This window comes from Streptomyces sp. HUAS YS2, from assembly GCF_033343995.1.
Lineage (GTDB): Bacteria > Actinomycetota > Actinomycetes > Streptomycetales > Streptomycetaceae > Streptomyces > Streptomyces solicathayae.
Genome location: NZ_CP137573.1, coordinates 4,435,895 through 4,459,523 on the forward strand (window position 1 = coordinate 4,435,895; position 23,629 = coordinate 4,459,523).

Annotated in this window: 21 protein-coding genes and 2 pseudogenes; 11 read left to right on the forward strand and 12 right to left on the reverse strand. The window is 73.7% G+C overall.

Annotated features, from left to right (window positions below):
- The first annotated feature begins 59 nt into the window (after window positions 1-59).
- Window positions 60-416 (forward strand): hypothetical protein, encoded by a 357-nt coding sequence (locus R2D22_RS20535; protein WP_318105682.1) that lies wholly within the window; start codon window positions 60-62, stop codon window positions 414-416.
- A gap of 19 nt (window positions 417-435) precedes the next feature.
- Window positions 436-717 (forward strand): DUF4031 domain-containing protein, encoded by a 282-nt coding sequence (locus R2D22_RS20540; protein ID WP_318105684.1) that lies wholly within the window; start codon window positions 436-438, stop codon window positions 715-717.
- Here R2D22_RS20540 and R2D22_RS20545 read toward each other — a convergent pair.
- The gene (locus R2D22_RS20545; RefSeq protein WP_318109886.1) at window positions 707-1,927 is read right to left on the reverse strand and encodes a Cmx/CmrA family chloramphenicol efflux MFS transporter; all 1,221 of its coding nucleotides are present in this window, start codon (window positions 1,925-1,927) and stop codon (window positions 707-709) included. The two genes, R2D22_RS20540 and R2D22_RS20545, sit on opposite strands and share 11 nt — an antisense overlap.
- Window positions 1,928-2,042: 115 nt before the next feature.
- Complete coding sequence (locus R2D22_RS20550; protein ID WP_318105685.1) at window positions 2,043-2,735, reverse strand: HD domain-containing protein; 693 nt, start codon at window positions 2,733-2,735, stop codon at window positions 2,043-2,045.
- A gap of 127 nt (window positions 2,736-2,862) precedes the next feature.
- Between R2D22_RS20550 and R2D22_RS20555 the strand changes: the two genes are divergently transcribed.
- Both R2D22_RS20555 and R2D22_RS20560 read left to right on the forward strand, forming a co-directional pair.
- Entirely contained in the window at window positions 2,863-4,305 is a 1,443-nt protein-coding gene (locus tag R2D22_RS20555; protein WP_318105687.1) for an MFS transporter, read from the forward strand.
- Window positions 4,306-4,455: 150 nt separating this feature from the next.
- Window positions 4,456-4,731, forward strand: coding sequence for a hypothetical protein (locus R2D22_RS20560; protein WP_318105690.1), 276 nt, complete (start codon window positions 4,456-4,458; stop codon window positions 4,729-4,731).
- A 6-nt stretch (window positions 4,732-4,737) separates the two neighbouring features.
- Here the strand turns inward: R2D22_RS20560 and R2D22_RS20565 are convergent, their stop codons facing one another.
- The 5 genes from R2D22_RS20565 to R2D22_RS20585 form a co-directional block, all read right to left on the reverse strand.
- Window positions 4,738-5,391, reverse strand: coding sequence for a response regulator (locus R2D22_RS20565; protein ID WP_318105692.1), 654 nt, complete (start codon window positions 5,389-5,391; stop codon window positions 4,738-4,740).
- Entirely contained in the window at window positions 5,388-6,602 is a 1,215-nt protein-coding gene (locus tag R2D22_RS20570; protein WP_318105694.1) for a sensor histidine kinase, read from the reverse strand. The genes R2D22_RS20565 and R2D22_RS20570 overlap by 4 nt, the downstream gene beginning before the upstream one ends.
- Window positions 6,603-6,783: 181 nt before the next feature.
- Window positions 6,784-7,065: a metal-sensitive transcriptional regulator gene (locus R2D22_RS20575; protein ID WP_318105696.1), complete on the reverse strand. Its 282-nt coding sequence runs from the start codon at window positions 7,063-7,065 to the stop codon at window positions 6,784-6,786.
- A 1-nt stretch (window position 7,066) separates the two neighbouring features.
- Complete coding sequence (locus R2D22_RS20580) at window positions 7,067-9,331, reverse strand: heavy metal translocating P-type ATPase (RefSeq protein WP_318105697.1); 2,265 nt, start codon at window positions 9,329-9,331, stop codon at window positions 7,067-7,069.
- A 102-nt stretch (window positions 9,332-9,433) separates the two neighbouring features.
- Window positions 9,434-9,724 (reverse strand): heavy-metal-associated domain-containing protein, encoded by a 291-nt coding sequence (locus R2D22_RS20585; protein ID WP_318105699.1) that lies wholly within the window; start codon window positions 9,722-9,724, stop codon window positions 9,434-9,436.
- Window positions 9,725-9,899: 175 nt separating this feature from the next.
- Between R2D22_RS20585 and R2D22_RS20590 the strand changes: the two genes are divergently transcribed.
- Entirely contained in the window at window positions 9,900-10,859 is a 960-nt protein-coding gene (locus R2D22_RS20590; RefSeq protein ID WP_318105701.1) for a hypothetical protein, read from the forward strand.
- Between the two features lie 55 nt (window positions 10,860-10,914).
- The gene (locus R2D22_RS20595; protein ID WP_318105703.1) at window positions 10,915-11,604 is read left to right on the forward strand and encodes a copper homeostasis protein CutC; all 690 of its coding nucleotides are present in this window, start codon (window positions 10,915-10,917) and stop codon (window positions 11,602-11,604) included.
- A gap of 19 nt (window positions 11,605-11,623) precedes the next feature.
- On the opposite strand, the gene R2D22_RS20600 is transcribed toward R2D22_RS20595, so the two are convergent.
- Complete coding sequence (locus R2D22_RS20600) at window positions 11,624-12,028, reverse strand: hypothetical protein (protein ID WP_318105704.1); 405 nt, start codon at window positions 12,026-12,028, stop codon at window positions 11,624-11,626.
- Window positions 12,029-12,245: 217 nt separating this feature from the next.
- Between R2D22_RS20600 and R2D22_RS20605 the strand changes: the two genes are divergently transcribed.
- On the forward strand, window positions 12,246-13,127 hold the full coding sequence (locus R2D22_RS20605) for an aminoglycoside phosphotransferase family protein (RefSeq protein ID WP_318105706.1): 882 nt from the start codon (window positions 12,246-12,248) through the stop codon (window positions 13,125-13,127).
- Here R2D22_RS20605 and R2D22_RS20610 read toward each other — a convergent pair.
- Window positions 13,124-15,094, reverse strand: coding sequence for a HelD family protein (locus tag R2D22_RS20610; protein WP_318109888.1), 1,971 nt, complete (start codon window positions 15,092-15,094; stop codon window positions 13,124-13,126). The genes R2D22_RS20605 and R2D22_RS20610 overlap by 4 nt on opposite strands.
- A 396-nt stretch (window positions 15,095-15,490) precedes the next feature.
- Between R2D22_RS20610 and R2D22_RS20615 the strand changes: the two genes are divergently transcribed.
- On the forward strand, window positions 15,491-15,667 hold the full coding sequence (locus R2D22_RS20615; protein ID WP_318105708.1) for a hypothetical protein: 177 nt from the start codon (window positions 15,491-15,493) through the stop codon (window positions 15,665-15,667).
- A gap of 16 nt (window positions 15,668-15,683) precedes the next feature.
- On the opposite strand, the gene R2D22_RS20620 is transcribed toward R2D22_RS20615, so the two are convergent.
- Window positions 15,684-17,360 carry a DNA repair helicase XPB gene (locus tag R2D22_RS20620; protein WP_318105710.1) on the reverse strand — a complete coding sequence of 559 codons (1,677 nt, stop codon included), beginning with the start codon at window positions 17,358-17,360 and terminating at the stop codon, window positions 15,684-15,686.
- A 51-nt stretch (window positions 17,361-17,411) separates the two neighbouring features.
- Window positions 17,412-17,792, reverse strand: a pseudogene (locus tag R2D22_RS20625) (GntR family transcriptional regulator); the annotation flags it as partial.
- Here R2D22_RS20625 and R2D22_RS20630 point away from each other — a divergent pair.
- Window positions 17,784-18,215, forward strand: a pseudogene (locus R2D22_RS20630) (TOBE domain-containing protein); the annotation flags it as partial. The pseudogenes R2D22_RS20625 and R2D22_RS20630 overlap by 9 nt on opposite strands.
- Before the next feature lie 26 nt (window positions 18,216-18,241).
- Window positions 18,242-19,732, forward strand: coding sequence for an HAD-IA family hydrolase (locus R2D22_RS20635; RefSeq protein ID WP_318105712.1), 1,491 nt, complete (start codon window positions 18,242-18,244; stop codon window positions 19,730-19,732).
- Window positions 19,733-19,744: 12 nt separating this feature from the next.
- Here the strand turns inward: R2D22_RS20635 and R2D22_RS20640 are convergent, their stop codons facing one another.
- Entirely contained in the window at window positions 19,745-22,315 is a 2,571-nt protein-coding gene (locus tag R2D22_RS20640) for a helicase-associated domain-containing protein (RefSeq protein ID WP_318105714.1), read from the reverse strand.
- A 63-nt stretch (window positions 22,316-22,378) separates the two neighbouring features.
- Here R2D22_RS20640 and R2D22_RS20645 point away from each other — a divergent pair, with 63 nt between their 5' ends.
- Entirely contained in the window at window positions 22,379-23,212 is an 834-nt protein-coding gene (locus R2D22_RS20645; RefSeq protein WP_318105716.1) for a hypothetical protein, read from the forward strand.
- Window positions 23,213-23,629: the final 417 nt, after the last annotated feature.

A 23,629-nucleotide genomic window follows, 5' to 3' on the forward strand; every position in this document is an offset into this window, starting at 1 on the left:
ATATTTTCGGTTCGTCGGGACCGTCAACCCCTCGTGGGGCCGGGGTGGACAATGGCTCCATGGATGACATCGACCCCGTCGAACAGGCGCTGCACGCCGCCCGCGCGCTGGTGCTGGCCGACCTGGTGGCGCGCGAGGTGGCGCAGGCCGAAGTCGTCTCGGTGGTCGAGGACGCGGTGACGCACCGCCGCTGGTGGGTCGAGCAGTGGCCGGAGGGCGTCGCGTACGTCGCCGGGCTCGTCGCCCAGGACGTCCAGGACGCGCTGCTCGAACGGTACGGGCGCTGGCCGCTCTGCCCCGTCTGCGCGGCGGGCGACCCTCACGCGCTCGACGTGGAACCCGAACTCGGACCGGACCCGCACTGGGTGTGCGGGAAGCAGGGCGTGGTCGTCGCTCCGGTCGGCGGCCTGACGTGACCTGTGATCACCTGAGCGCATGACTCTCTACATCGACCCGCCCCAGTGGCCGGGCCACGGGCGGATGTGGTCACACCTGGTCAGCGACGTGTCGTTCGAGGAACTGCACGCGTTCGCGGCGCTCATCGGCGCGCCCGCCCGCGCCTTCGACGGCGACCATTACGACATACCGTCGGAGCACTACGGCGACGCGGTGGCGGCGGGTGCGGTCGAGGTCGGTTCGAAGGAACTGGTCCGGCTGATCACCGAGGCGGGGCTCCGCCGTCCGAAGCGCCGCCCGGTGTCGCGCCCTACTTGCTGAGTTCCTTGTCGCCCGCGCGGTCCGTCGTCGCGCCCATCACGACGCGGGAGCCGGGGTCGGCGTCCGTGGAGCGCTGGAGGCGGTGCGAGACGGCGGCCGCCGCGAGGGCGACGACGGCCATCGCGGCGCCGGCCCAGGCGGTCGCGGCGTAGCCGAGGCCCGCGTCGATGACGGTGCCGCCGAGCCAGGGTCCGCCGGTGTTGCCGATGTTGAACGCGGCGGTCGCGGTCGCGGCGCCCAGGGTGGGGGCGGCGGTCGTGACGCCGAACATCCGGGCGTTCAGGCCGGGGGCCGTGGCGAACATGGAGACGCCGAGCAGGAAGGTCAGGACGACCACCGCGACCGGGTTGCTCGCGAACAGCGCGATCGCGACCAGGAGCAGCGTCGACGCGGCGATGCCGGTGAGCAGGACGCCGAACATGTGCCGGTCGGCGGCCCGGCCGCCGATCATGGTGCCGATCAGCGCGCCGACGCCGAAGATCGCGAGAACGCCGGAGACCCAGCTCTGGTCGAGGCCGGCCACGTCGGTGAGCAGCGGGGCCAGGTACGAGAAGGCGCAGAAGACGCCGCCCGCGACCATCGCGATCATCACGACCGTGAGCCAGACCTGCCGGTCGCGGTAGACGACCAGCTCCGGCCGCAGCCGCGGCTTCGTCGCGGGCAGCGGGATGTGCGGGATGCGGGTGAGGACGCCGACCAGAGCGATCGCGGAGGCCGCGCCGACCGCCCAGAACGCGGACCGCCAGCCGAGGTGCTCGCCGAGGAAGGCGCCGGCCGGGACGCCCAGCACGTTGGCGATCGACAGTCCGCCGATCATCACCGCCATCGCCCGGGCGCGGGCGTCCTCCGGGACCATCGCCACGGCCACGGCCGCCCCGACCGCCCAGAACCCGGCGCACGCGAAGGCGCTTATCACCCGGGAGGCGAAGAGCACCTCGTACGTCGGAGCCAGCGCGCCCGCGACCTGGCCGAGGCCGAAGACGGTGATCAGCGCGACCAGGGTGGTCTTGCGGGGCAGCCGCAGGGTCCCGGCGGCGAGCAGCGGCGCGCCGACGACCATGCCTATCGCGAACGCGGAGATGAGCAGGCCGGCGCGGGGGATCGAGACGTTCATGTCGTCGGCGATCGGTGGCAGCAGCCCCGACAGCATGAACTCGCTCGTGCCGAGCGCGAAGACGGAGAGGCCGAGGATGTAGACGGCCAGCGGCATGCGGGTCGTGGAGCGCGTCGTGCGTTCGGCAGAGGAAGACGGCATGACATGGGTCAACCCATCGTTTGTGCCTGTCATTCCCCGTTCGTCCGGTGTCTCGCCATCCGGACGATCGTCACGTCAGCTCCGTCAGTTCCCGCTCCAGGTTCTTCCGGGCCGGGGCCTCCCAGTGCTCCGTGCCGTACGGGGTGCGGAAAAGGCGCGGCAGGTCGAGGAGTTGTCGCAGGACGGCCGCCCGGCCCGCGCGGAAGGCGTCGTCGGGGACGAAGCCGTACTCCTCGCGTACCGCCGCCGTGTACCCCCCGTAGGTATCCGCGTCGCTCGCCAGGATCGCCAGGTCCGCGTCGCACAGCAGCTCGCCGTTGGCGTCGCCGGCCGCCGGGTCGTGGGTGACGGTCAGGCGGACGAGGCGGGCCACCTCGGCGGTCGCGTCCGGGGTCAGTCCGGCCTCCGGCAGGGCGCGCTCGGCCAGGGCGGCGCTGCGCTCCTCGTTCTCGGAGCGGTCGGGGCGGTAGACGGCGTCGTGGAACCAGGCCCCGAGGCGTACGAGGGCGAGGTCGGCCGTGTCCGGCGCGGACGGGGCCAGCTCGTCGATGCGCAGCAGGACCGCCCGCAGGTGGTCGGTGGTGTGGTACCGGCGCTGCGGCTCGGCCCAGCGGTTCAGCAGGTTCGCGGCGTACGGGGCGGGGTCCGGGCCCTCGCGGCCGGCCCGGGCGGCGAGGAGGGCGGACGTCCACCGGTCGACGAGGTCCTGGTCGGCGGGGTCCGGGTCGATGCGGTCCTGGTCGCGTTCTGCGTCGGCTGCCATGGGAGGCATTCTGCCGCCTCTCCCGCACTCCCGTAACTCCGGTCTTACATACCCCCTGTGGGTATGCTACGGTGCTCCGCGAAGGTACCCCCTGGGGGTATGTCATCGCGTTGGAGGGGTCAGGGCAATGTCAACCGGATCACACGTCAATCCCCGGCGCTGGTGGGCACTTCTCGTGCTCGCGGCCGCCCAGTTCATGGTCATCATGGACACCTCGATCATCGGGGTCGCGCTCCCCGAGATGCAGAAGGACCTGGGCTTCTCGCAGGGCGAGCTGCAGTGGGTCTTCAACGCCTACGTCATCGTCTTCGGCGGCCTGCTGCTGCTCGGCGGCCGGCTCTCCGACCTCGTCGGAGCCCGCAGGATCTTCGTCACCGGCTGGACCGTGATGATCGCCGGCTCCGTGCTTGCCGCCGCCGCGCAGACCGCCTGGGTCGAGATCGCCGGCCGCGCCGTCCAGGGCGTCGGCGGCGCACTCATCGCGCCCTCCGCGATGACCCTGCTGATGATGCTCTTCATGCACGACCCGAAGGAGCTCGGCAAGGCGATGGCGCTCTACGGCGCCGCGGCCCCGGCCGGCGGCACCGCGGGCGTCTTCCTCGGCGGCGTCTTCACCGAGTGGATGAGCTGGCCGTGGGTCTTCATCATCTACGTGCCGATCGGTCTCGCGACCCTCGCCGCCACCAAGCTCCTCCCGAACGTCGAGTCCCGCCGCGGCTCGGTCGACGTGCTCGGCGCGGTCGCCGTCACCGCCGGTCTCGCGCTCGCCGTGTTCGCAGTGGTCCGGGCCCCCGAGGTCGGCTGGGGCGCCACCGCCACCGTCCTGGAACTGGCCGGCGCCGCCGCCCTGCTGATCCTGTTCTTCGTGATCCAGAAGTCCGTCCGCGAGCCGCTCATGCCGCTCAGCGTGTGGCGGGTCCCGCGCCTCGGCTCGGCCAACCTGTCGATGACGCTGCTCGGCGCGGCCTGGATCCCGATGTGGTACTTCCTCAACCTCTACCTCCAGCAGGTCCTCGGTTACGGGGCCTTCGCCTCCGGCGCCGCGCTGCTCCCGATGACCGTGCTGCTGATGATCTTCATGACGGCCATCACCGCCCGGCTGATGGCGAAGTTCGGCGCGAAGCCGCTGATCGGCGGCGGTCTGCTGGTCCTCGCGGCCGGTCTGGTCTGGCTGTCCGCCGTCGAGCCGACCGGGACGTTCCTGGTCGACGTGCTGCCCGCCTCGCTGGTCGCTGCGCTCGGCATGTCCCTCGCCTACATCCCGGCGATGATCGCCGCGATGTCGGGCGCCCCGCAGGAGCAGGCCGGTCTCGCCTCCGGCATCGTCAACACCACGTACAACGTGGGCTCCGCGCTCGGCCTGGCCGCGCTGACCGCCCTCGCGATGTCGCAGGGCGCCGACGAGCTGGGCAACCTGCCCGCCCTCACCGAGGGCTTCTCGGCCGCCTTCACCGGGGCTGCGATCGTCGCCGCCGTCGGCGGTGTGGTCACGCTCCTCGTGATGAAGAGCGACAAGGCCGTCGCCGCCGCTGCGGCCCCCGCCGAGCGGGGCGAGAAGGTCGGCGTGTGAGGCACGGGGGCGTGTGTCCCCCGCACGCGCGCTGCTTGGAAAGGGGCCGCACTCCGGTGCGGCCCCTTTCGGCTGCCGCCGCCGTGCGCCTGCGGTGGCGTGCTGCTCGACTGGAAGGGACTCCCACCCCCACACAGAGAGGCCACGACCATGGCCGTACTCGTCGTCGTCGACATCCCCGGCGGCACCAAGGAGCAGTACGAGGCGAACCACAAGAAGATCACCGGCTCGCCCTGGTTCCCGCCCAAGGGCTTCGTCTCGCACGTCGCCGCCCCGTCCGAGGCCGGCTGGCTCATCGTCGACGTCTTCGAGACGAAGGACGACTACACGGCGTTCGTGGAGCGGGCGATGCCGATCTTCCAGGAGAACGGGACGCCCCCGGTCCACCCGAAGTTCTACGAGCCGGCGAACTTCGTCGCGCGCTGACCGCCGTCAGGCGCGGCCGACGAGCCCCGCCTCGTACGCGATGATCACCAGGTGGACCCGGTCGCGGGCGTCGAGCTTCGCCAGCAGCCGCGTCACGTACGTCTTCGCGGTGGCGACGCTGATCATCAGACGCTCGGCGATCTCGGTGTTGGTCAGCCCGCTGCCGACGAGGGTCAGCACCTCGCGTTCCCGCTCGGTGATCGCCGTGAGCGGCCGGGCGGGCGCCGGGTTCGCCGGCCGGTCCGCGAACTCCTTGATGAGCCGGCGCGTGACGCCCGGCGCGATCAGCCCGTCCCCGGCGGCGACCACCCGGACCGCGGCGAGGATCTCGTCCATCCCCATGTCCTTGACGAGGAACCCCGACGCCCCGGCGCGCAGCGCCCCGTAGACGTACTCGTCGTCGTCGAAGGTCGTCAGGACGAGGACACGGGCGTCGTCGTCGGCGGCGGTGATCCGCCGGGTGGCCTCGATGCCGTCCATGCCGGGCATGCGGATGTCCATCACGGTCACATCGGGGCGGGTTCCGGCAGCGAGCCGGACCGCCTCGTCGCCCGTGCCCGCCTCGCCGACGACCTCCAGGTCCGGCAGCTCTTCGATGACCATGCGCAGAGCGGTACGGATCAGGGGCTGGTCGTCGACCAGCAGCACACGGGTGGTCACCTCGCCTCCTCGTACGCGGGGACGGGCAGCCGGGCGGACACCCGCCAGCCGCCCTCGGGGCGGGGGCCGGCGGCGAACTCCCCGTGCAGCAGGGCGACCCGCTCCCGCATCCCGGCGAGACCGAGACCCGGCCCGCCGGAAGCCGCCCGGGGCGAACCGTCGCCCTCGTCCGTGACCGTCACCGACACGTACGCCTCGCCGAAGGCGACCCGCACCTCGCAGGACGCCGCTCCCGAGTGCCGCACGACGTTCGTCACCGACTCCTGCGCGATGCGGAACGCCGACAGTTCCAGCTCGGGCGGCAGCGCCCGCCGCTCGCCGTCCCACCGCACGTCCACCCGCACCCCCGCCGCGGTCGTGGCGGCGGCCAGCCGGTCGAGCCCGGCGAGTGTGGCGGCGGGAGTCAACTCGAGTTCGTCCGTGGAGGGTTCGCCCTCCCGTAGCGCGCCCACCATCCGTCGCAGTCCCGACAGCGCCTCCCGGCCCGCCGTCTCCACCGCCAGCATCGCCTCGCGGGCCCGGTCCGGACGGGACTCCACGATCCGGGCGGCCGCCCCGGCCTGGAGCGCGACGACGCCGATCGTGTGCGCGACCAGATCGTGCATCTCCCTGGCGATCCGCAGCCGTTCGGCGGTGACCGCCTGCCGTTCCACCTGCGCCCGGGCCCGCTCGGCGTACTCCTGCGCCTGGTGCGCCGACCGCCCGAGCAGCCAGGCGACGACGGCGACCAGCGCCACGGCCAGCTCCGCCGACATCCCGACCGGCCAGCCCATCAGCCACCGGAAGGCCAGAAAGCCGACGAGGGTGCCGACCGCGAGGGCCAGTGCAGGCAGGGCGGTACGGCGGGGGCGGGCGGCGGCGACGGCGTACAGGGCGACGTCGACCGCGACGAACTGAGCCATCGGGATCTCCACCTCGCTCAGCGGGAACGTGGCGCAGATCGTCGCGAGCAGCATCAGGCAGAGCGCCGACAGCGGCCGGCGGGGGAGCAGGGCGCAGCCGGCCAGCGTCAGCGCCGTGGCGACGAGGAGGAACGCGGGCCCGTCCCAACGGAAGAGCTGGATCCCGGGCCGGAACCGCGGCCCGCTCTCGCCGGGCAGCCGCATCCGGGTCAGGACCGTGACCGCCAGGCCGGCACTCCAGGCGATCGCCGCCCAGGCGCCCGGTGACAGGCGCTTGACGAGCGGTCGGGGAGGCGGAGTGGCGGGCATGGCCCGATCGTAGGGCGGTGATCGTTCCGGGGCATCGGGCCACGGGTGTACACCCCAGGTCGACAGTCGGCCGGGGTTGCGTCGGCGGCCGAGATCGATGCCCCATGACGGGTCCCTCCCCGGGCGGTGCATGCCACGGGGCCGGGCCTCAAGGCCCGGCCCCGTGGCCGTCGTTCGTTCCCTACGCTCTGATCAGCCGGGCGATGGCCTTCGAGGCCTCTCCCACCTTCGCCTTCGCCTGGTCGCCGCCCTCGGCGATCGCCTCGGCGACGCAGCAGCCGAGGTGCTCGTCGAGGAGGGCCACGGCGCAGGACTGGAGAGCCGCGTTGATCGCCGAGACCTGGGTCAGCACGTCGATGCAGTAGGTGTCCTCGTCGACCATCCGCTGCACCCCCCGGACCTGCCCCTCGATGCGCCTCAGGCGCCTGATGACGTCTTCCTTGTGCCGCGCGTAGCCGGCCATGTCACTTGTCCGCTGCCTGGAAGCCGCGCAGGCGGAGGCTGTTGCCGACCACGAACACCGAGGAGAAGGCCATCGCGGCACCGGCGATCATCGGGTTGAGCAGCCCGGCGGCGGCGAGCGGCAGGGCGGCCACGTTGTAGGCGAAGGCCCAGAACAGGTTCGAGCGGATGGTGCCGAGCGTCCTGCGGGAGAGCCGGATGGCGTCGGCCGCGGCCCGCAGGTCGCCCCGTACGAGGGTCAGGTCGCCGGCCTCGATGGCGGCGTCGGTGCCGGTGCCCATCGCCAGGCCCAGGTCGGCCTGGGCGAGCGCGGCGGCGTCGTTGACGCCGTCGCCGACCATGGCGACCGAACGGCCCTCGCCCTGGAGCTTCTTGACGACGTCGACCTTGTCCTGCGGCATGACCTCGGCGATGACCTCGTCGATGCCGACCTCGGCGGCGACGGCCTCGGCGACCGCCTTGTTGTCGCCGGTGAGCAGGATCGGGGTCAGGCCGAGCCCCTTGAGGCGGCGGATCGCCTCGGCGCTGGTCCCCTTGACGGCGTCGGCGACCTCCAGGACCGCGCGGGCCTCCCCGTCCCACGCGACCGCGATGGCGGTCTTCCCGGCCTTCTCCGCCTCGTCCTTCGCGGACTTCAGCGCCTCCGGCAGGGACATGGCCCACTCTTCGAGCAGCCTCTCGCGGCCGACGAGGACGGCGTGGCCGTCGACGACGCCCTGGACGCCGAGACCGGGGACGTTGGCGAAGTCCTCGGGGACGGGCAGGGCGCCGACGGCGGCCGCGGCGCCGGTGGCGACGGCCTGGGCGATCGGGTGCTCGGAGGAGTGCTCCAGTGCGCCGGCGAGGCGCAGCACCTCGGTCTCGTCGGTGCCGTCGGCGGTGTGGACCTTGATGAGGGTCATCCGGCCGGTGGTGACGGTGCCGGTCTTGTCCAGGACGATCGTGTCGACCTTGCGGGTGGTCTCCAGGACCTCGGGCCCCTTGATCAGGATGCCGAGCTGGGCGCCGCGGCCGGTGCCGACCATGAGGGCGGTCGGGGTGGCCAGGCCCAGGGCGCAGGGGCAGGCGATGATCAGGACGGCGACGGCGGCGGTGAACGCGGCGGTGAGGCCCTGGCCGGTGCCGAGCCAGAAGCCGAGGGTGCCGAGGGCGAGCGCGATGACGATCGGCACGAAGACGGCGGAGATCCTGTCGGCGAGGCGCTGGGCGGCGGCCTTGCCGTTCTGCGCGTCCTCGACGAGCTTGGCCATCCGGGCGAGCTGGGTGTCGGCGCCGACGCGGGTGGCCTCGACGACGAGGCGGCCGCCGGCGTTCAGGGTCGCGCCGGTGACGGAGTCGCCGACGGAGACCTCGACCGGCACGGACTCGCCGGTGAGCATGGAGGCGTCGACGGCGGAGGAACCCTCGACGACGGTGCCGTCGGTGGCGATCTTCTCGCCGGGGCGGACCAGGAAGCGGTCGCCGACCTGGAGTTCGGCGGTCGGGACGGTGACCTCGCGGCCTCCCTTCAGGACCGTGACCTCCTTCGCGCCCAGCTGCATCAGCGCCTTGAGCGCCGCGCCCGCCTTGCGCTTGGAGCGGGCCTCGAAGTACCGGCCGGCCAGGATGAACGCGGTGACGCCGGCGGCGGCCTCCAGGTAGATGTTCCCGGCGCCGTCGGTGCGGGCGATCGTGAACTCGAAGGCGTGTGTCATGCCGGGTGTGCCGGCGGTGCCGAAGAACAGCGCCCACAGCGACCACAGGAACGCGGCGATCGTGCCGACCGAGATCAGCGTGTCCATGGTGGCCGCGCCGTGCCTGGCGTTGGTCCAGGCGGCCCGGTGGAACGGCCAGGCGGCGTAGACGACGACCGGCGCGGTGAGCGTGAGGCTCAGCCACTGCCAGTACTCGATCTGCAGCGCCGGGACCATCGCCATCGCGATGACCGGCACGGCGAGCGTGACGGCGGTGATCAGCCGCTGCTTGAGCGGCCGCAGCTCCTCGTCCGCCTTCTCCTCGTCGGACGGGCCCTCGGTGCCGGGGGCCTCGCTCCTCGGTGGCGCGGGCTCCTCGGCGGTGTAGCCGGTGGCCTCGACGGTGGCGATCAGGTCGGCGACGGAGATGTCGGCGTCGAAGGTGACCTTGGCCTTCTCGGTCGCGTAGTTGACGGTGGCCTCGACCCCGTCCATCCGGTTGAGCTTCTTCTCGATGCGGGCCGCGCACGAGGCACAGGTCATGCCGCCGATGGCGAGCTCGACCTGGGCGGCGCCGGGAGTCGTGGTGGTCATGAGGGCTGCTCCTCGTTGAGGCGGGAGGGTGGGGGCCGGGGCCCGGCGGGGAAGGGACGGGCCCCGGCGGCCGGGGTGGTGCCGCGTCGTGCGCGGTACGGGTCAGGCGCGGCCGGTCAGCTCGTAGCCGGCGTCGTCGATCGCGGCGGCGACGGCGGTGTCGTCGGGCTCGCCACCGGTGGTGACGGTGACCAGGCCGCCGGCGATGTCGACCTCGACCGAGAGCACGCCGTCGAGCGCGCCGACCGACCGGGTGATCGCGGTCCGGCAGTGTCCGCAGCTCATGCCGGAGACGCGGTACGTGGTGGCGGTGGTCTCGGCGACGGCCGTGGCGGTGGCGGTGGAGCCGCTGGTCGAGCAGCTGCCGTCGGTGGTGCAGCAGGACTCGGACATGTGAGGTCCCCTTCCTCGGTGGGTCGATCCCATCGATACCCTAGGGGGGTATCGGCTTCGAGATCCATGTATACCCCCCTCCCGTACCTCACGCAAGCCTCTCCGGCCGCTTGACTTGATACCCCCCAGGGGTATGGTGAAGGGCAAGAAAGGCCACCAGGACGGGAGAGCTGCCATGAACACCGGAGTGAAGATCACCGCTTTCGCCGCCGCGCTCGCCGCGACCTTCGGGACCGCGTACGGGGTCGGCAAGGGCGTCGGACCCGTGGGCGAGCCGACGAAGGCGGAGCACGCGCAGGCCGGGCACGCGGCGCACGAGGAGGCGGACGCCGGCGGGGGAACCGCCCCCGCGGCCGGTGGGCTCCAGGTGTCGGAGGGTGGCTACACGCTGGCCCTGGCGACGCCGAAGACCGCCGTGGGCACGAGCGTGCTGAAGTTCGCCGTCAAGGACGCGGGGGGTAGGAACGTCACCGCGTACCGGACGGAGCACGGCAAGGAGCTGCACTTCATCGTCGCCTCCCACGACCTGACCGTCTTCCGGCACCTGCACCCGGTGCGCGCGGCGGACGGGACCTGGTCGACGCCGGTGGACCTGCCGGCGGCCGGCGCGTACAAGGTCTTCGCGGACTTCACCCCGGCGGCCGAGGGCGCGAAGGGTGTCACGCTGGGCGCCGACGTCTCCGTGCCGGGGGCGTACGCGCCGCAGCCGCTGCCGGCCGTCGCGCCGACGGCCGAGGTGGACGGCTACCAGGTGCGGCTCGGCGGCACGCTGGACCCGGGCAGGGCGGGCGAGCTGAAGCTCACCGTCACGAAGGCCGGGAAGCCGGTGACGAACCTGGAGCCGTACCTCGGGGCGTACGGGCACCTCGTCGCGCTGCGCGAGGGCGACCTCGCGTACCTGCACGTCCACCCGAACGAGGGCGGCCCCGGCCCGGACGTCTCGTTCACGGCGACCGCGCCGAGCGCGGGCGCGTACCGGCTGTTCCTGGACTTCCAGCACGAAGGGAAGGTCCGGACGGCGGCGTTCACGGTGTACGCGGGCGGGAAGGGTGTGACGGCCGGAGCGACCGAAACGGCCGGAACCCGTGGGACGGGTGAGGCCGCGCACGATGCGGGAGGCCACGCGCACGGCTAGTCTGGTCCCGGACATTGGACTAGACCTGTAGCCGTCTCTGGGAGGATCGGGCTCGATGAGCGACCGTGCAGTGCTGGAGGTGATCGCCCTCGACGAGGAGGACGCGGTCGCGGCCCAGGCCGGCGGGGCGGACCGCCTCGAACTGGTCACCGACATGGCGGCGGACGGGCTGACCCCCTCCACGGAGCGGTTCGCGGCCATCCGCGCGGCCGTGGACATCCCGCTGCGGGTGATGCTCAGGCTGGCCGACGGCTTCGCGGCCGGCGATGTGAACGCGCTGGTCGGCCGGGCGGAGGAGCTGCGGGAGGCGGGCGCGGACGAGTTCGTGCTCGGCTTCCTGACCTCGGACGGCGGGCCGGACCTGGTCGCCGTGGAACGCCTCCTCGCCGTACTGGACGGCTGCCGCTGGACGTTCCACCGCGCGATCGACCGGGCTGCCGACCGGGACGGCCTCCGCAAGCTCCTCGCGGACCTGCCCGGCCTCGACACGTACCTGACGGCCGGCGCGGCGACGGGCGTCGACGACGGCCTGCGCGTCCTGGCCGCGGAGGCGGCCCGTGCCGGCGAACCGGGCTACGAGCCCCAGATCCTCGTCGGCGGCGGCCTCCGGCTCGACCATCTCCCGGAGTTGCGCGCGGCCGGCCTCGACGCCTTCCACATCGGCGGAGCGGCCCGCCCCAGCGGCTGGACCGCCCCGGTCTCGGCCGACGCGGTCAGGACCTGGCGCCGCGCACTGGACGAATAGCCCTTCCGGCGACTTCGGTTCAGACGAGGCTCTTCCACGGAGCGCATGTCGCGGTGTTCGCCGATCCCTCGCACACCGTGATCCGGCCGGTCATCGTGGGAAGCCAGTAGTCACGTCGCACCAAGACGTCGACCGCCCCCGGGCCGCACAGCGTCGCGTTCCGCACGGCCGGTCCGGGCACGAAATCGTGGGTGACCTGAGTCCACACCGAGTAGCAGCCCGGGCCGGTGTTGCTCAACCGGCCTTCCGCCACCAGGCTCGTGCCCTCGAACCGCCGCGTCCCCTCGGCCTTCGCCGTACCGAGCGAGACCGACCAGGTCACGGCGGTCGTGCCGACCCCCTCGGCGGCGGCCGGGGTCGTGGGCAGTGCCAGAGCGCCGGCGGCGGCCAGGACCGCAACGCTCGTACGCATACGTGCAGACATGGGTTCTCCTCTGTTCGACAGAAATCCATGGGACGGAAATCTCATGGGCGCGCAACAGGGTTCACTCGTTCACCACGGGTCATTTCCCGCACTGCGGCCTCACTGTAAGCGGCGCGCACAGGGCGACTTCAAGGGATCCGAAAGGGAATGGCCAGATCGCGGCAGGAGCCCGAAATTCGATGGTCCGGCCGACCGTCCGCCGGTTACCCTCCCGGCCATGATCGACCTCGCGCGCAGACTGATCGCCGCACAGTTCCCGCAGTGGGCGGGGCTTCCCCTCGCACACGTGGACTCGGCCGGCACCGACAACGAGATGTTCCGGCTCGGCGACGAGCTCGTCGTACGGCTGCCGAAGGCGGACTGGGCTGCGGGCCAGATCGAGAAGGAGCGGCGCTGGCTGCCGCACATCGCCCCGCACCTGCCGCTGCCCGTGCCGGCGCCCGTCGGGGACGGGGTGCCGGGGGAGGGCTTCGGGCAGCACTGGGCCGTGTACGCGTGGCTGGACGGCGACGACGCCTTCGACGCGCCGGTCACCGATCTCGCCCACGCCGCCGTCGAGTTGGGCCGCTTCGGGGCGGCCCTGCGCCGCGTCGACGCGACCGGCGGCCCGACGTCGTTCCGGGGCGGACACGTCACCGAGTGGGAGGGCGGCTCCATGGCGGGCGCCGTCCGCGCCCTCGCCGCCGAGGGCAGCCTCGACGGCGAACTCGCCGGCGCGGCCTGGGAGTCCGTGCTGCGGCTGCCGCAGTGGGACCGGCCTCCCGTCTGGGTGCACGGCGACCTGCTCCCCGGCAACCTGCTCACCCGGGACGGCCGGCTCAGCGCCGTCATCGACTTCGGCGGCCTCGGCACCGGCGACCCCGCCTGCGACATGATGGCCGCCTGGACCCTCCTCACCGCCGAGACCCGCCCGCTCTTCCGCGAGGCCGCCGAGGTCGACGACGCGACCTGGGCGCGGGGCCGCGGCTGGGCCCTGTGCTGGGGGATCGTGACCGACCATTACTACCGCGTGGTGAACCCGGTGAACCCCGTCCTCGCCGCGGTCGCCCGCCGGACCTTCGCCGAGGCGCTCGCCGAGTACGCGGAAGCCGCTGTCTAGCCCAACTGCTCGGGCAGCGGCGCCGAGTGGAGGACCGTCAGGCCCGAGACGGCACGGGTGAGGGCGACGTACAGGCGGCGCAGGCCGGTGCGCTCGTCGGGCTCGCCGTCCACGACCGCGGCGGGCTCGTCGAGCACCACGTAGTCGTACTCCAGACCCTTGGCCAACGACGCCGGGACCAGGGTCAGGCGGGACTCGGCGGTCGTCTCCTCACCGGGGGAGAGGTACGCCATGCCCGCCGCCGTCAGGGCCTCCGCCAGCGGTGCGATGCGGGCGTCCGCCGCGATCAGGCCGATCGAGCCCTCGTGCTCCAACGACGCCCGGCAGGCCGCCACCACGTCCGCGTCCAGGGACTCGGACGTGACGACGGACAGCGACCCCGGGTTCTCACGGACCGACTCCACCGCCGCGAGCCCCGGCGACATGTGCGGCAGCAGTCGCGAGGCGTACGCGATGACCTCGCGCGGCACGCGGAAGCCCGCCGTCAGCTCCTCCACGATCGCGTCCGGCTTCCCCAGGTGCGCCAGCGCCTGCGCCCAGCTCTCCGTCGCCCACGGCGTCGTGCCCTGCGCCAGGTCGCCGAGGACCGTCGCGGAGCCCGTCGTGCAGCGCCGCCCCACCGCCCGGTACTGCATCGGGGACAGGTCCTGCGCCTCGTCGACGACCACATGGCCGAGCGAGTGCGTGCGCTCCACCAGGTCCTTCGCCTCGTCGATCAGCACCGCGTCCGCCGCCGACCACTTCGCCGACTTCACGCTCCGGTACGGCTTCGTCCACAGCAGCAGCTTCTGCTCGTCCTCCGTCAGCAGCCCCGCCGCGTGCTCCGCCAGGAACTCGGCGTCGCCGAGCAGCCGCAGCACCAGCTTCGCCGGGTCGACCGGCGGCCAGCACTCCTTCACGACCGCCTTCACCGCCGCGTTGCGGGCCACCGCGTCCTGCACCCGGTCGTCCGGCGCCTCGCCCGCCTGCTCCATCCGCACCAGCACCGCGTGCGCGATGCGCTGCGGCAGCGCGTCCCTGGCCGCCCCGTACCGGATGTCCCGGTCCAGCAACTCGCTGACGATCTCCTCCAGTTCGTACGCCGGCACCCGCCAGCGCCGCGAACCGCGCACCACCATCAGCGGCTCCGTGGGCAGCGTGACGTGCGCGCGCACCGCGCGCCGCAGCACCTCCGCCATCCGCGCGTCGCCCTTCACCACGGCCGTCGCCGCCGCGTCCTCGCCGCGCACCTCGACGTGCGCGACCAGGTCGTCCACCGTCGCCTGCTGCACCTCCAGCTCGCCGAGCGCGGGCAGCACCTGCTCGATGTAGTGCAGGAAGGACCGGTTCGGGCCGATCACCAGCGTGCCCGTGCGGGACAGCCGCTCCCGGTGCGCGTACAGCAGGTACGCGACTCGGTGCAGGCCGACTGCCGTCTTGCCGGTGCCGGGGCCGCCCTGCACGCAGACCGTGCCGGACAGGTCGGAGCGGACGATCTCGTCCTGCTCGGGCTGGATCGTGGCGACGATGTCCCGCATCGGGCCGACGCGCGGCCGCTCGATCTCCGCCTGGAGCAGCTTCGAGGTCTGTGTGCCCCCGGCGGAGCCGGAAAACGTCACAGCGGCCGGGTCGGAGAGGTGCTCGTCCTCGTACGCGGTGAGGTCGCCGCCGGTGTAGCCGAACCGCCGCCGCAGCGCCACGTCCTGCGGGTCCTGCTTCGAGGCCCGGTAGAACGGCTGCGAGACCGGCGCACGCCAGTCGATCACCATCGGGTCGCCGACCGCGTCGTGGACGTGCCGGCGGCCGATGTAGAAGCGCTGGCCCTGCTGGGTGGTGGGCAGGTAGTCGAGCCGGCCGAAGAACAGCGGGGTGTGCGCGAGGTCGGCGAGCGCCTTGATCCGCTCCTCGATCTGCCGCCCCAGGACGACGGAGTTGACCCAGTTCGCCGTGACGTCCTTGATGTCGAGCGCCTCCACGTCCTCGCGCATCGCGCGCAGCGCGGCGCGGGACGAGGTCAGATGGGCGCGCTCGAGCGCGAGCGGGTCGGTTGCGGACACCGTGGAGCCTCCGGTCGGGTGATGCGGACACGTCGAGGTGGCCGCCGGTTTCGGACTCGGGCGGCAACGAGAGGGGGCTGCCCGAAGGGCATCGGTTGGGGGTGGTGGTGGGAGACGGGAGGGCACTCCGCGAAGGGAGGCGGGGAAGCCGACGATTCTAGCCCGCGCGCGGGGCGGTCACGAAACGCTTTTCGCGCCCGGCCCGAGGGCCTACGACCTCCAGGGGACCCGTAGGGGACGGCACCCGTCGCAGGTCGTAGGCGGGGCGGATCGAGGTTCCGCCCTCAGGGCGATGTGTTCGGTATGCCCGAATTCCATCATGGAGACATGACCGCAGCGACCCTGACCCCCGCCGTCCCCCACTCCCACCGACTCTCCCTCGCCCTGCGCGCCGTCCGCGCCTACGGCGGCGCCGCCGTGAGCGTCGTCCTGCTCGGCGACTACGGCCCGCCGGGGGCGGGCATACGGAACCCCCGCCCCGTGTACGCGGCACGGGAGGACTGAGCCGGAGCGGGACCGGCTAGTCGGAGTCGGTCTCCGTCTCCGGTCCCGTCTCCGTCCCCGTCAGCAGGTCGTCCGCGTCGACGATGCGGTACGCGTAGCCCTGCTCGGCCAGGAAGCGCTGCCGGTGCGCAGCGAAGTCCTGGTCGATGGTGTCCCGGGCGACCACCGAGTAGAAGTGCGCCTGGTGGCCGTCGGCCTTCGGGCGGAGCACCCGGCCGAGCCGCTGGGCCTCCTCCTGCCGGGATCCGAACGTGCCGGACACCTGGATCGCGACCGTCGCCTCCGGCAGGTCGATCGAGAAGTTCGCGACCTTCGACACCACCAGGACGCTGATCTCGCCGTTCCGGAACGCGTCGAAGAGCTTCTCGCGCTGGGCGTTCGACGTCTCGCCCTTGATGACCGGCGCGTCCAGATGCTCGCCCAGCTCGTCCAGCTGGTCGATGTACTGGCCGATGACGAGGATCTGCTGCCCGGCGAACTTCTTCACCAGCGCCTCGGTCACCTTCCGCTTCGTCGCGGTCGTCGCGCAGAAGCGGTACTTCTCCTCCGTCTCGGCCGTCGCGTACGCGAGCCGCTCGGAGTCCGTCAGGTTCACCCGGACCTCGACGCAGTCGGCGGGCGCGATGTAGCCCTGCGCCTCGATCTCCTTCCACGGCGCGTCGAACCGCTTCGGCCCGATCAGCGAGAAGACGTCCGACTCGCGGCCGTCCTCGCGGACCAGCGTCGCGGTCAGGCCCAGTCGCCGCCGGGCCTGCAGGTCGGCGGTGAACTTGAAGACCGGCGCGGGCAGCAGGTGCACCTCGTCGTAGACGATCAGGCCCCAGTCGCGGGAGTCGAACAGCTCCAGGTGGGGGTAGATCCCCTTCCGCTTGGTCGTCAGCACCTGGTACGTGGCGATGGTGACCGGCCTGATCTCCTTGCGGGTCCCGGAGTACTCGCCGATCTCGTCCTCGGTCAGCGAGGTCCGCTTCACCAGCTCGTGCTTCCACTGGCGGGCGGAGACCGTGTTCGTGACCAGGATCAGCGTGGTCGCCTTCGCCTGCGCCATCGCACCCGCGCCGACCAGCGTCTTGCCCGCGCCGCAGGGCAGCACGACGACGCCGGAGCCGCCGTGCCAGAAACCCTCCACGGCCTGCTTCTGGTACGGCCGCAGCGACCAGCCGTCCTCGGCCAGGTCGATGCGGTGCGCCTCGCCGTCCACGTACCCGGCGTGGTCCTCGGCCGGCCAGCCCAGCTTCAGGAGCGTCTGCTTGATCTGCCCGCGCTCGGACGGGTGCACGGCCACGGTGTCCTGGTCGATCCGCGCCCCGACCAGCGGCTGCACCTTCTTCGACCGGAGGATCTCCTCCAGGACGGGCCGGTCCGTCGTGGTCAGCACGAGGCCGTGGGTGGGGTGCTTGCTGAGCGTGAGCCGCCCATACCGGGCCATCGTCTCGGCCACGTCGACGAGCAGCGCGTGCGGGACGGGATAGCGGGAGTACTCGACGAGCGCGTCGACGACCTGCTCCGCGTCGTGCCCGGCGGCCCGGGCGTTCCACAGGCCGAGCGGGGTGATCCGGTACGTGTGGATGTGCTCGGGAGCCCGCTCCAGCTCCGCGAACGGCGCGATGGCCCGCCGGCAGGCGTCGGCGAGCTCGTGGTCCACCTCCAGCAGCAGCGTCTTGTCGCTCTGGACGATGAGAGGTCCGTTCACGCTTGCGTCCTTCCCGTAACGGCCAAACATCCAGTCTGCCCGATGTCGGGGTCATCCGGCCGTGGTGCGGACCAGGGCGTTGCTCGCGATCGAGTGTTGGACGGTGAAGCTGACGGCGTCCGGGCGGTAGCGGTCGTCGGACCATTCGACCGGGCGGCCCTCGTGCGTGGTGGTCACGCGGCGGACGCGCAGCAGCGGGCTGGTGCGGCGCAGGCCCAGCAGTCCGGCGTCCTGGGCGCCCGCGGACAGCGCGTCGATGACGTGCTCGCCGTGGGCGAAGACGAGGCCGGTGGCCTCGTAGAGGCGCTGGGTGACCGAGGCGCATTCGGGGTCGCCGGCCTCGACGGCCGGCGAGATCCAGTCGGCGTACACGGTCCGCTCGACGAGCACCGGCTCGCCGTCCAGGCCGCGTACCCGCAGGACGTGATGCACGGCGGACGCCTGGAGCAGATCGCCCCGCCCGCCGAGCTGTACGGCCGCCCCGCCACGGCCTTCGTCGCCGAGTTCGTCGGCACGATGAGCCGGATCCCCGGGGACCTCGACGGCAGCACCGTCGAGGTCCTCGGGCAGCGGCTTCCGGTGGACGGGCCGGAGGGCACCCCCGAGATGTCAGCGGTCGACGTGCTCGTACGGCCCGAGGACCTGCGGGTCTCCGCGGACCCCGACGGCCCGGCCCGGATCGTCGCCGCCGCGTTCCTCGGCGCCACCACCCGGCTGACCGTACGGCTCGCCGACGGCACCGAGGCCAAGGCCGACCTGCCCACCCACGAGGCCACCGAGCTGCCCGCCGGGGCCACCGTGACTGTCACACTGCGCGAGCGCCCGGTCCTGGTGGCCCCGCGCACCGCTCCGTGACGAACAGAGACAAGAGAGAGAACCACGTGACTCCGCCCGTACACACCGAAGCGCCCCTGCACGCCGTCCTGTTCGACATGGACGGCACGCTCGTCGACACCGAGGGGCTGTGGTGGGAGGCGGTGGAAGAGGTCGCCGGACGCCCGCTGACCGAGGCCGACCGGCCGGACGTGCTCGGCCGCCCCGTCGAGCACACCGCCGCCTGGCTGGCCGCCGCCACGGGCGCGTCCGCGGACGACCTCGCGGCCCTGCTCCACCGGGAGTTCGCCGACCGGGTCCGGGTCGGCGTCGTCCCCCGTCCCGGCGCGCTCGCCCTGCTGTCCTCGCTCGCCCACGACGGCGTGCCCACCGCCCTGGTGACGGCCTCGCCGCGGGCCGTCGCCGACACCGTCCTCGCCGCCCTCGGGGCCCTCGGCGCGCCCTCGTTCGCGGTCTCCGTCACCGCGGACGACACCGCGCGCACCAAGCCCGAGCCCGACCCGTACCTCGCCGCCTGCCGCGCCCTCGGCGTCGACCCGGCCCGCTGCGTCGCCGTCGAGGACACTCCGACCGGCGTCGGCTCCGCCGAGGCGGCCGGCTGCGCGGTGCTCGCGGTCCCGTCCCTCGCGCCGATCGACGCCGCGCCCGGCCGGACCGTCCTCGGCAGCCTCACCGAGGTCACCCCGGACCGTCTGCGGGCCATGACCGGCGGCCCCCGGCTGGCGGTGATGAGCTGGAACCTGTGGCTCGCCGGCGCGATGGTCGACGACGGCCGCGCGAAGCAGGTCCGGGCGATCCGGGCCTCCGGCGCCGACGTGGTCGGCCTGCAGGAGGCCGGCCCGCAGGCCACCGACGAGCTGGCGAAGGAGCTCGGCTGGCACGGCCACCACGCCGGCGACAACCTCGGCATCGTCAGCCGTCACCCGATCGTCGCCCGGCTCGGCGACCCGGACGTCGGCTTCTACGGGGCGGCCGGCGTGCGGATCCGTACGGACGAGGGCCACGAGGTCGACGTGTGGACCGCGCACCTGCACTACACCCCGTACGGCCCGTACGAGGCCGACTTCGACGGGCTGCCCGCCGACGAGCTGGTCGCCCACGAGGACGTACGACTGGCGCAGATGCGGGACACGCTGGAGCGGATCGGTGCGGCGGCGGGGGAGTCGGGCTCGGTGGTGCTGGTGGGAGACTTCAACGCGCCCTCGCACCTCGACCGGACCGACGTCCCCTGGCCGGTGACGCTCGCCGCCGAGGCCGCCGGGCTGCGCGACTCGTACCGGGAGGTCCACCCCGACCCGGTGCGCGACCCCGGCCACACCTGGTCGCCGGTGCACGTCACGCACCCGGACGAGGGCTCGGGCAGCGGCCGGCCGGAGCCGCAGGACCGCATCGACTACGTGCTCCACAACGGCCGCGGCCTGCGGGTGCTCGACTCCCACACGCGGGTCGCGGGCACGCCGGACCCGTGGCCCGCGGTCGCGGCGAACGAGTGGCCGTCGGACCACGCGGCGGTGCTGACGACGTTCGTGCTCGGCTAGCGCCGAACGGCGTCAGACCTCGCCCTCGGCCAGCTCGGCCACGCCCGTGACGCGGTGCAGCGGGAAGGTGCGGACCTCGTCCGCCGTGTGGTCGTAGCCGGTGACGAAACCGCCCTCGACCCGGACCGGCGCGATCACGCGCTGGCTCGCGGCGCCGTCGGCGTTCACATACCCGATCCAGACCGCCGAGCCGGTCATCGCGGCGGCCTGGACGGTGGCGAGGGTCTCGGCGGCGGAGGTGCGGGGCAGTTCGCCGGGCGTGCGCGGGGGCGCGTCCGGACGCTCCTTGCGCACCGCCGTCGAGGCCAGGTCGCCGGCCCGGATCGCGCGGACCGCCGCGCCGAGGAGCGTGCCGTCGGGGGTCGGCGGGCCGTCGGGGACGGGGACGGGGGCGCTGCGGGGCGGCGTGCGGACGGCGTCGGCGCGGGTGATCAGCACGTCGCCCTCCGCGGACTCGGCCGCCGGCGCGTACCCCATCGCCCGCAGGCCGTCGAGCAGCGAGGCGGGGTCGGTCTGCGCGGCGAGCACGGTCGGCGCGAGCCGGCGCAGCCGCAGCGACGCGGAGCGGCGGTCGGCGAGGATCTCGCCGAGCAGCGCGTCGTCGTCGCAGCGGACGTACGCGGACGCGGCGCCGATCCGCAGGTGGCCGTGCTTCCGCGCCACGTCGTCGATCAGGTAGGCGAGTGGCTGCGGCACCGGGGTCCGGGAGTGCGCGGAGAGGAACTCCTGCAGGTCGGAGGCGGTCCGGCCGGCGTCCAGAGCGCGCCGTACGGACGCGGGCGTGAACCGGTAGACCGTCGCGCCGCCCTTCGACTCGACGTCCGCGAGCACCGCGAGGGTCTCGGCGAGCGGCCGGCGCAGCGGGCCGGGCGCGACGGCGGTCAGGTCCGCCTGGAGGAGGACGTGGTCGACGGCCTCCGGGAGCAGCGGGGCGAGCAGCGTGGCCGCGCGGGACGCGGCGACGGACGGCTCGACGTTGCCGCCGACCGCGCCGGGCGGGGCGTCGGGGGCGGCCTCGGCGAGCGGCAGGTTCAGCAGGGCACGGGCGGGGCCGGAGAGCGCGCCGCGGCCGGTGAGCCCGAGCAGCTCGGCCTCGTTCAGGGTCCACAGGGCGAGGCGGGAGCGGAGGTCGGCGGGGGCCTGGTCGGTGCCGGCTCGGTCGGCGGCGGCTCGGTCGGCGGCGGCGCCGCGGAGCGGGCGCTCCCAGCGGAGCCGGGCGAGGACGCTGTCCGGGGAGGCGGCCGCGCCCGGCGGAAGGGTGGCCTGGAGGGTCAGGACCCGGCGGCGGACCTCGGGGGCCGGGGAGCGGTCCAGGTCCGGGCCGAGGGCGGACAGGGTGCGCCCCTTCGCGTCCTGGCCGCCGACGAGTCCGGCCGTACGGGTCGCCGCCAGCCAGGCGGTGGCGAGCAGGGCCCAGCGCTCGGCGGGCGGCTGGTCGAGCCAGTCGTCGTACGCGGGCGTGGGCGCGAACCGCTCGTCCGCCTCGCCGTCCGAGGCGAGCAGCCCCGCTCCGTGGCACAGCTCCAGCCAGAACGCGGCGAGCGGCTCGGTGAGGTCGAGGGCGGCGGCGGTCCGCTTGAGGTCCCGTACCGCCAGACCGCCGGCGCGGAGCACCTGCGGTCCGCCCTCGTTCCACTCCCGCAGCAGTTCCTCGACGGTGGCGAGCGCGGTGTACGCCTGCCCGGCCGCGGCGCTGTCCACAACCTGTGGACGGTATTCGCGCAGCAGCTCGACGCGCGGCGGGACCGGTTCGACGGCGCGGTGCGCGCGTCCGCCGCGCAGGTGCAGCGCGGCCTCGCGCGGCAGGACGACCGTGCGCGTCGAGACGGGCAGCAGCAGACCGCGGTCGCGCAGCCAGCGGACCGGCGGCGGCGGGTCGGCGGTGACCTCCCCGTACGGCGGGCCCCACACCAGCCGGTCGAGCACGGCCAGCGCGTCGGGCGGGGCGCTGTCGAGCAGTTCGCCCATCCGGGCGCGGTCGGTGAACAGCTCCGTCAGCAGGGCGACCGCCGACACCGGATCGTGCGTCGCGGGCAGCCCGGCCGTCGCGATGATCTCCTGCACCCGGCCGGGCGACATGCCGGCCGTGGCCTCGGCCACGGACGGGCCGAGGCCGGTGGGCGACGGATGCTGGGGAGAGGGGGTGAGCAGTTCGCGGGCGGTACGGACGAGGCGGAGCCGGTCGTCGTCGCCCCACAGCAGGGCCTGCTCGCGCAGCAGCTCGACGGCGCGGGGCAGCGCGGCCTCGACGGCGGGGTCGCCGTCGTCGCCGGTGAGCAGCGCGAGGAGCACGGGGTACGGGGCGGGGTCCGGGGCGACCGCGAGGGCCTCGGCGGTCTGCAGCGCGAACCGGTCGAGGCGTTCGAGGGCGCGGACGACGGAGGCGCGGGTGCCGGCGCGGGTGGCGAGCTGGGTGAGGTCCGTCGGCACCGGCGACAGCAGATCGGGCCGGGCGCGCAGCAGGACGGCCAGCCCTTCGTCCCCGCGGGCGCGGAGCGCCTCCGCGAGGGTGCGCGGGGGCGGGGTGCCGCCTGCGTTCCGTCCGGGCACGTCCGCCTCCCGATTGCGCTGATCGGTCGCCATCCGCCCCACGTTAGCCCCTGCGCAGGCGCTAACGTCGGGTCGGACCGGTTGTGGAGGGGCACTGTGGGGATCGAGAGCGACCAGTTGGTCTTCGACTACCTGAGCCGGGTGGGGGATCTGGCGCAACAGCGCCAGATGACATCCGGCGCGCGGATGACCCTCGTGTCGGAGCTGCGCGAGGAGATCGGCCGTCAGCGCTCGAAGTCCCTGGGCGGCGAGGACAGCCCGGCGGCGGTACGTCGCATCCTGCGGAGGATCGGCACACCGGACGAGGTGGTGGACCGAGCGGCGGTCCCGGCCCCGAGAAAGGACGCGGCGGCGGTACCGGACCCGGTCCCGGGGGATCGCGCATCGGCGGACGGGGACTGGTGGACCACGGACGACCCCCCGAACCTGCCGGGCTTCGTGGGCGGCGTGGAACTGGCGGAGATACTCCGCCCGCCGGCGGACGAGGAGGAGGAAGAGCGGGCCCCCGAAGCCGACCCGGACGACGACCCGGACGACGACCCGGACGACGCCCCGGACCCGAGGCCCGAACCGAGAAGGATCCGCCGCATCACCCTGACGAACCCCCTGCTCCTGCTGGCGGCGGCGCTGCTGGTGGTCGGCGCGGTCCTGGGCTCCCTGCTGGCCCTGGCAGGCGGCTGGATCATCGCCTACGCCTCCCGCCGCCTGACCCCTTTCGAGTCGAAGCTGGCGGTCATGGGTCTGCCCGGCGTGGCGGCGGGTGCGGGCGCGATCTGGATCTGGGGCCGCCTCGAAGGCCGCTGGGGCACCCCCATCGCTGAAGGCGCAGAACCCCTCTCCGCAGCCCTCTCCACCACCTGGCCCTGGGTCATCCGCGCCGCCGCCCTCACCTCCGCCCTCTACCTCACCTGGCGCTCCCGCCGCGCATGAGACCGCCGGCCGAGGGGCCCGGCACCGGGAACGCGCACCCGCGGCGCGAGTCGTCCGGCGCGGCGCGAAACGCCGCCCCGGGCCCGCGAAACGGGCAACGCCCGCTGGCGCGGCGCGGCGCCGCGTGGGCGCCCACGGGCACCGCCGTCCGGGGCCGTGAACGGGGAATGCGCACCTGCGGCGCGGGGCGTCCGGCGCGGCGCGAAGCTGCCGTCCCGGGACCGCGAACGGGCAACGCCCGCCAGTTCGGCGCCGGAGCGCCTGCCCGCAGCGCGGCGCCGGGCCGCGGGGCCCGAGCGCGTGCCCACGGCGCGGAGCAAAGCCCCCGTGTCCGGGGTTCGCGCCTGGCCGCGGCACGGCGAGAAGCCGCCGCACCTGGGTTTCCCGGAACGGGGACGCTGCTCACTGTGCGGCGCG

What these genes read in the sequence shown, in the direction of transcription:
- R2D22_RS20535 (WP_318105682.1), top strand. Translation starts at nt 60, where the DNA reads ATGGATGACATCGACCCCGTCGAACAGGCGCTGCACGCCGCCCGCGCG.
- R2D22_RS20540 (WP_318105684.1), top strand. Translation starts at nt 436, where the DNA reads ATGACTCTCTACATCGACCCGCCCCAGTGGCCGGGCCACGGGCGGATG.
- R2D22_RS20545 (WP_318109886.1), bottom strand. Translation starts at nt 1,927, where the DNA reads ATGCCGCTGGCCGTCTACATCCTCGGCCTCTCCGTCTTCGCGCTCGGC.
- R2D22_RS20550 (WP_318105685.1), bottom strand. Translation starts at nt 2,735, where the DNA reads ATGGCAGCCGACGCAGAACGCGACCAGGACCGCATCGACCCGGACCCC.
- R2D22_RS20555 (WP_318105687.1), top strand. Translation starts at nt 2,863, where the DNA reads ATGTCAACCGGATCACACGTCAATCCCCGGCGCTGGTGGGCACTTCTC.
- R2D22_RS20560 (WP_318105690.1), top strand. Translation starts at nt 4,456, where the DNA reads ATGGCCGTACTCGTCGTCGTCGACATCCCCGGCGGCACCAAGGAGCAG.
- R2D22_RS20570 (WP_318105694.1), bottom strand. Translation starts at nt 6,602, where the DNA reads ATGCCCGCCACTCCGCCTCCCCGACCGCTCGTCAAGCGCCTGTCACCG.
- R2D22_RS20575 (WP_318105696.1), bottom strand. Translation starts at nt 7,065, where the DNA reads ATGGCCGGCTACGCGCGGCACAAGGAAGACGTCATCAGGCGCCTGAGG.
- R2D22_RS20580 (WP_318105697.1), bottom strand. Translation starts at nt 9,331, where the DNA reads ATGACCACCACGACTCCCGGCGCCGCCCAGGTCGAGCTCGCCATCGGC.
- R2D22_RS20585 (WP_318105699.1), bottom strand. Translation starts at nt 9,724, where the DNA reads ATGTCCGAGTCCTGCTGCACCACCGACGGCAGCTGCTCGACCAGCGGC.
- R2D22_RS20590 (WP_318105701.1), top strand. Translation starts at nt 9,900, where the DNA reads ATGAACACCGGAGTGAAGATCACCGCTTTCGCCGCCGCGCTCGCCGCG.
- R2D22_RS20595 (WP_318105703.1), top strand. Translation starts at nt 10,915, where the DNA reads ATGAGCGACCGTGCAGTGCTGGAGGTGATCGCCCTCGACGAGGAGGAC.
- R2D22_RS20600 (WP_318105704.1), bottom strand. Translation starts at nt 12,028, where the DNA reads ATGTCTGCACGTATGCGTACGAGCGTTGCGGTCCTGGCCGCCGCCGGC.
- R2D22_RS20605 (WP_318105706.1), top strand. Translation starts at nt 12,246, where the DNA reads ATGATCGACCTCGCGCGCAGACTGATCGCCGCACAGTTCCCGCAGTGG.
- R2D22_RS20610 (WP_318109888.1), bottom strand. Translation starts at nt 15,094, where the DNA reads ATGCGCGAGGACGTGGAGGCGCTCGACATCAAGGACGTCACGGCGAAC.
- R2D22_RS20615 (WP_318105708.1), top strand. Translation starts at nt 15,491, where the DNA reads ATGACCGCAGCGACCCTGACCCCCGCCGTCCCCCACTCCCACCGACTC.
- R2D22_RS20640 (WP_318105714.1), bottom strand. Translation starts at nt 22,315, where the DNA reads ATGGCGACCGATCAGCGCAATCGGGAGGCGGACGTGCCCGGACGGAAC.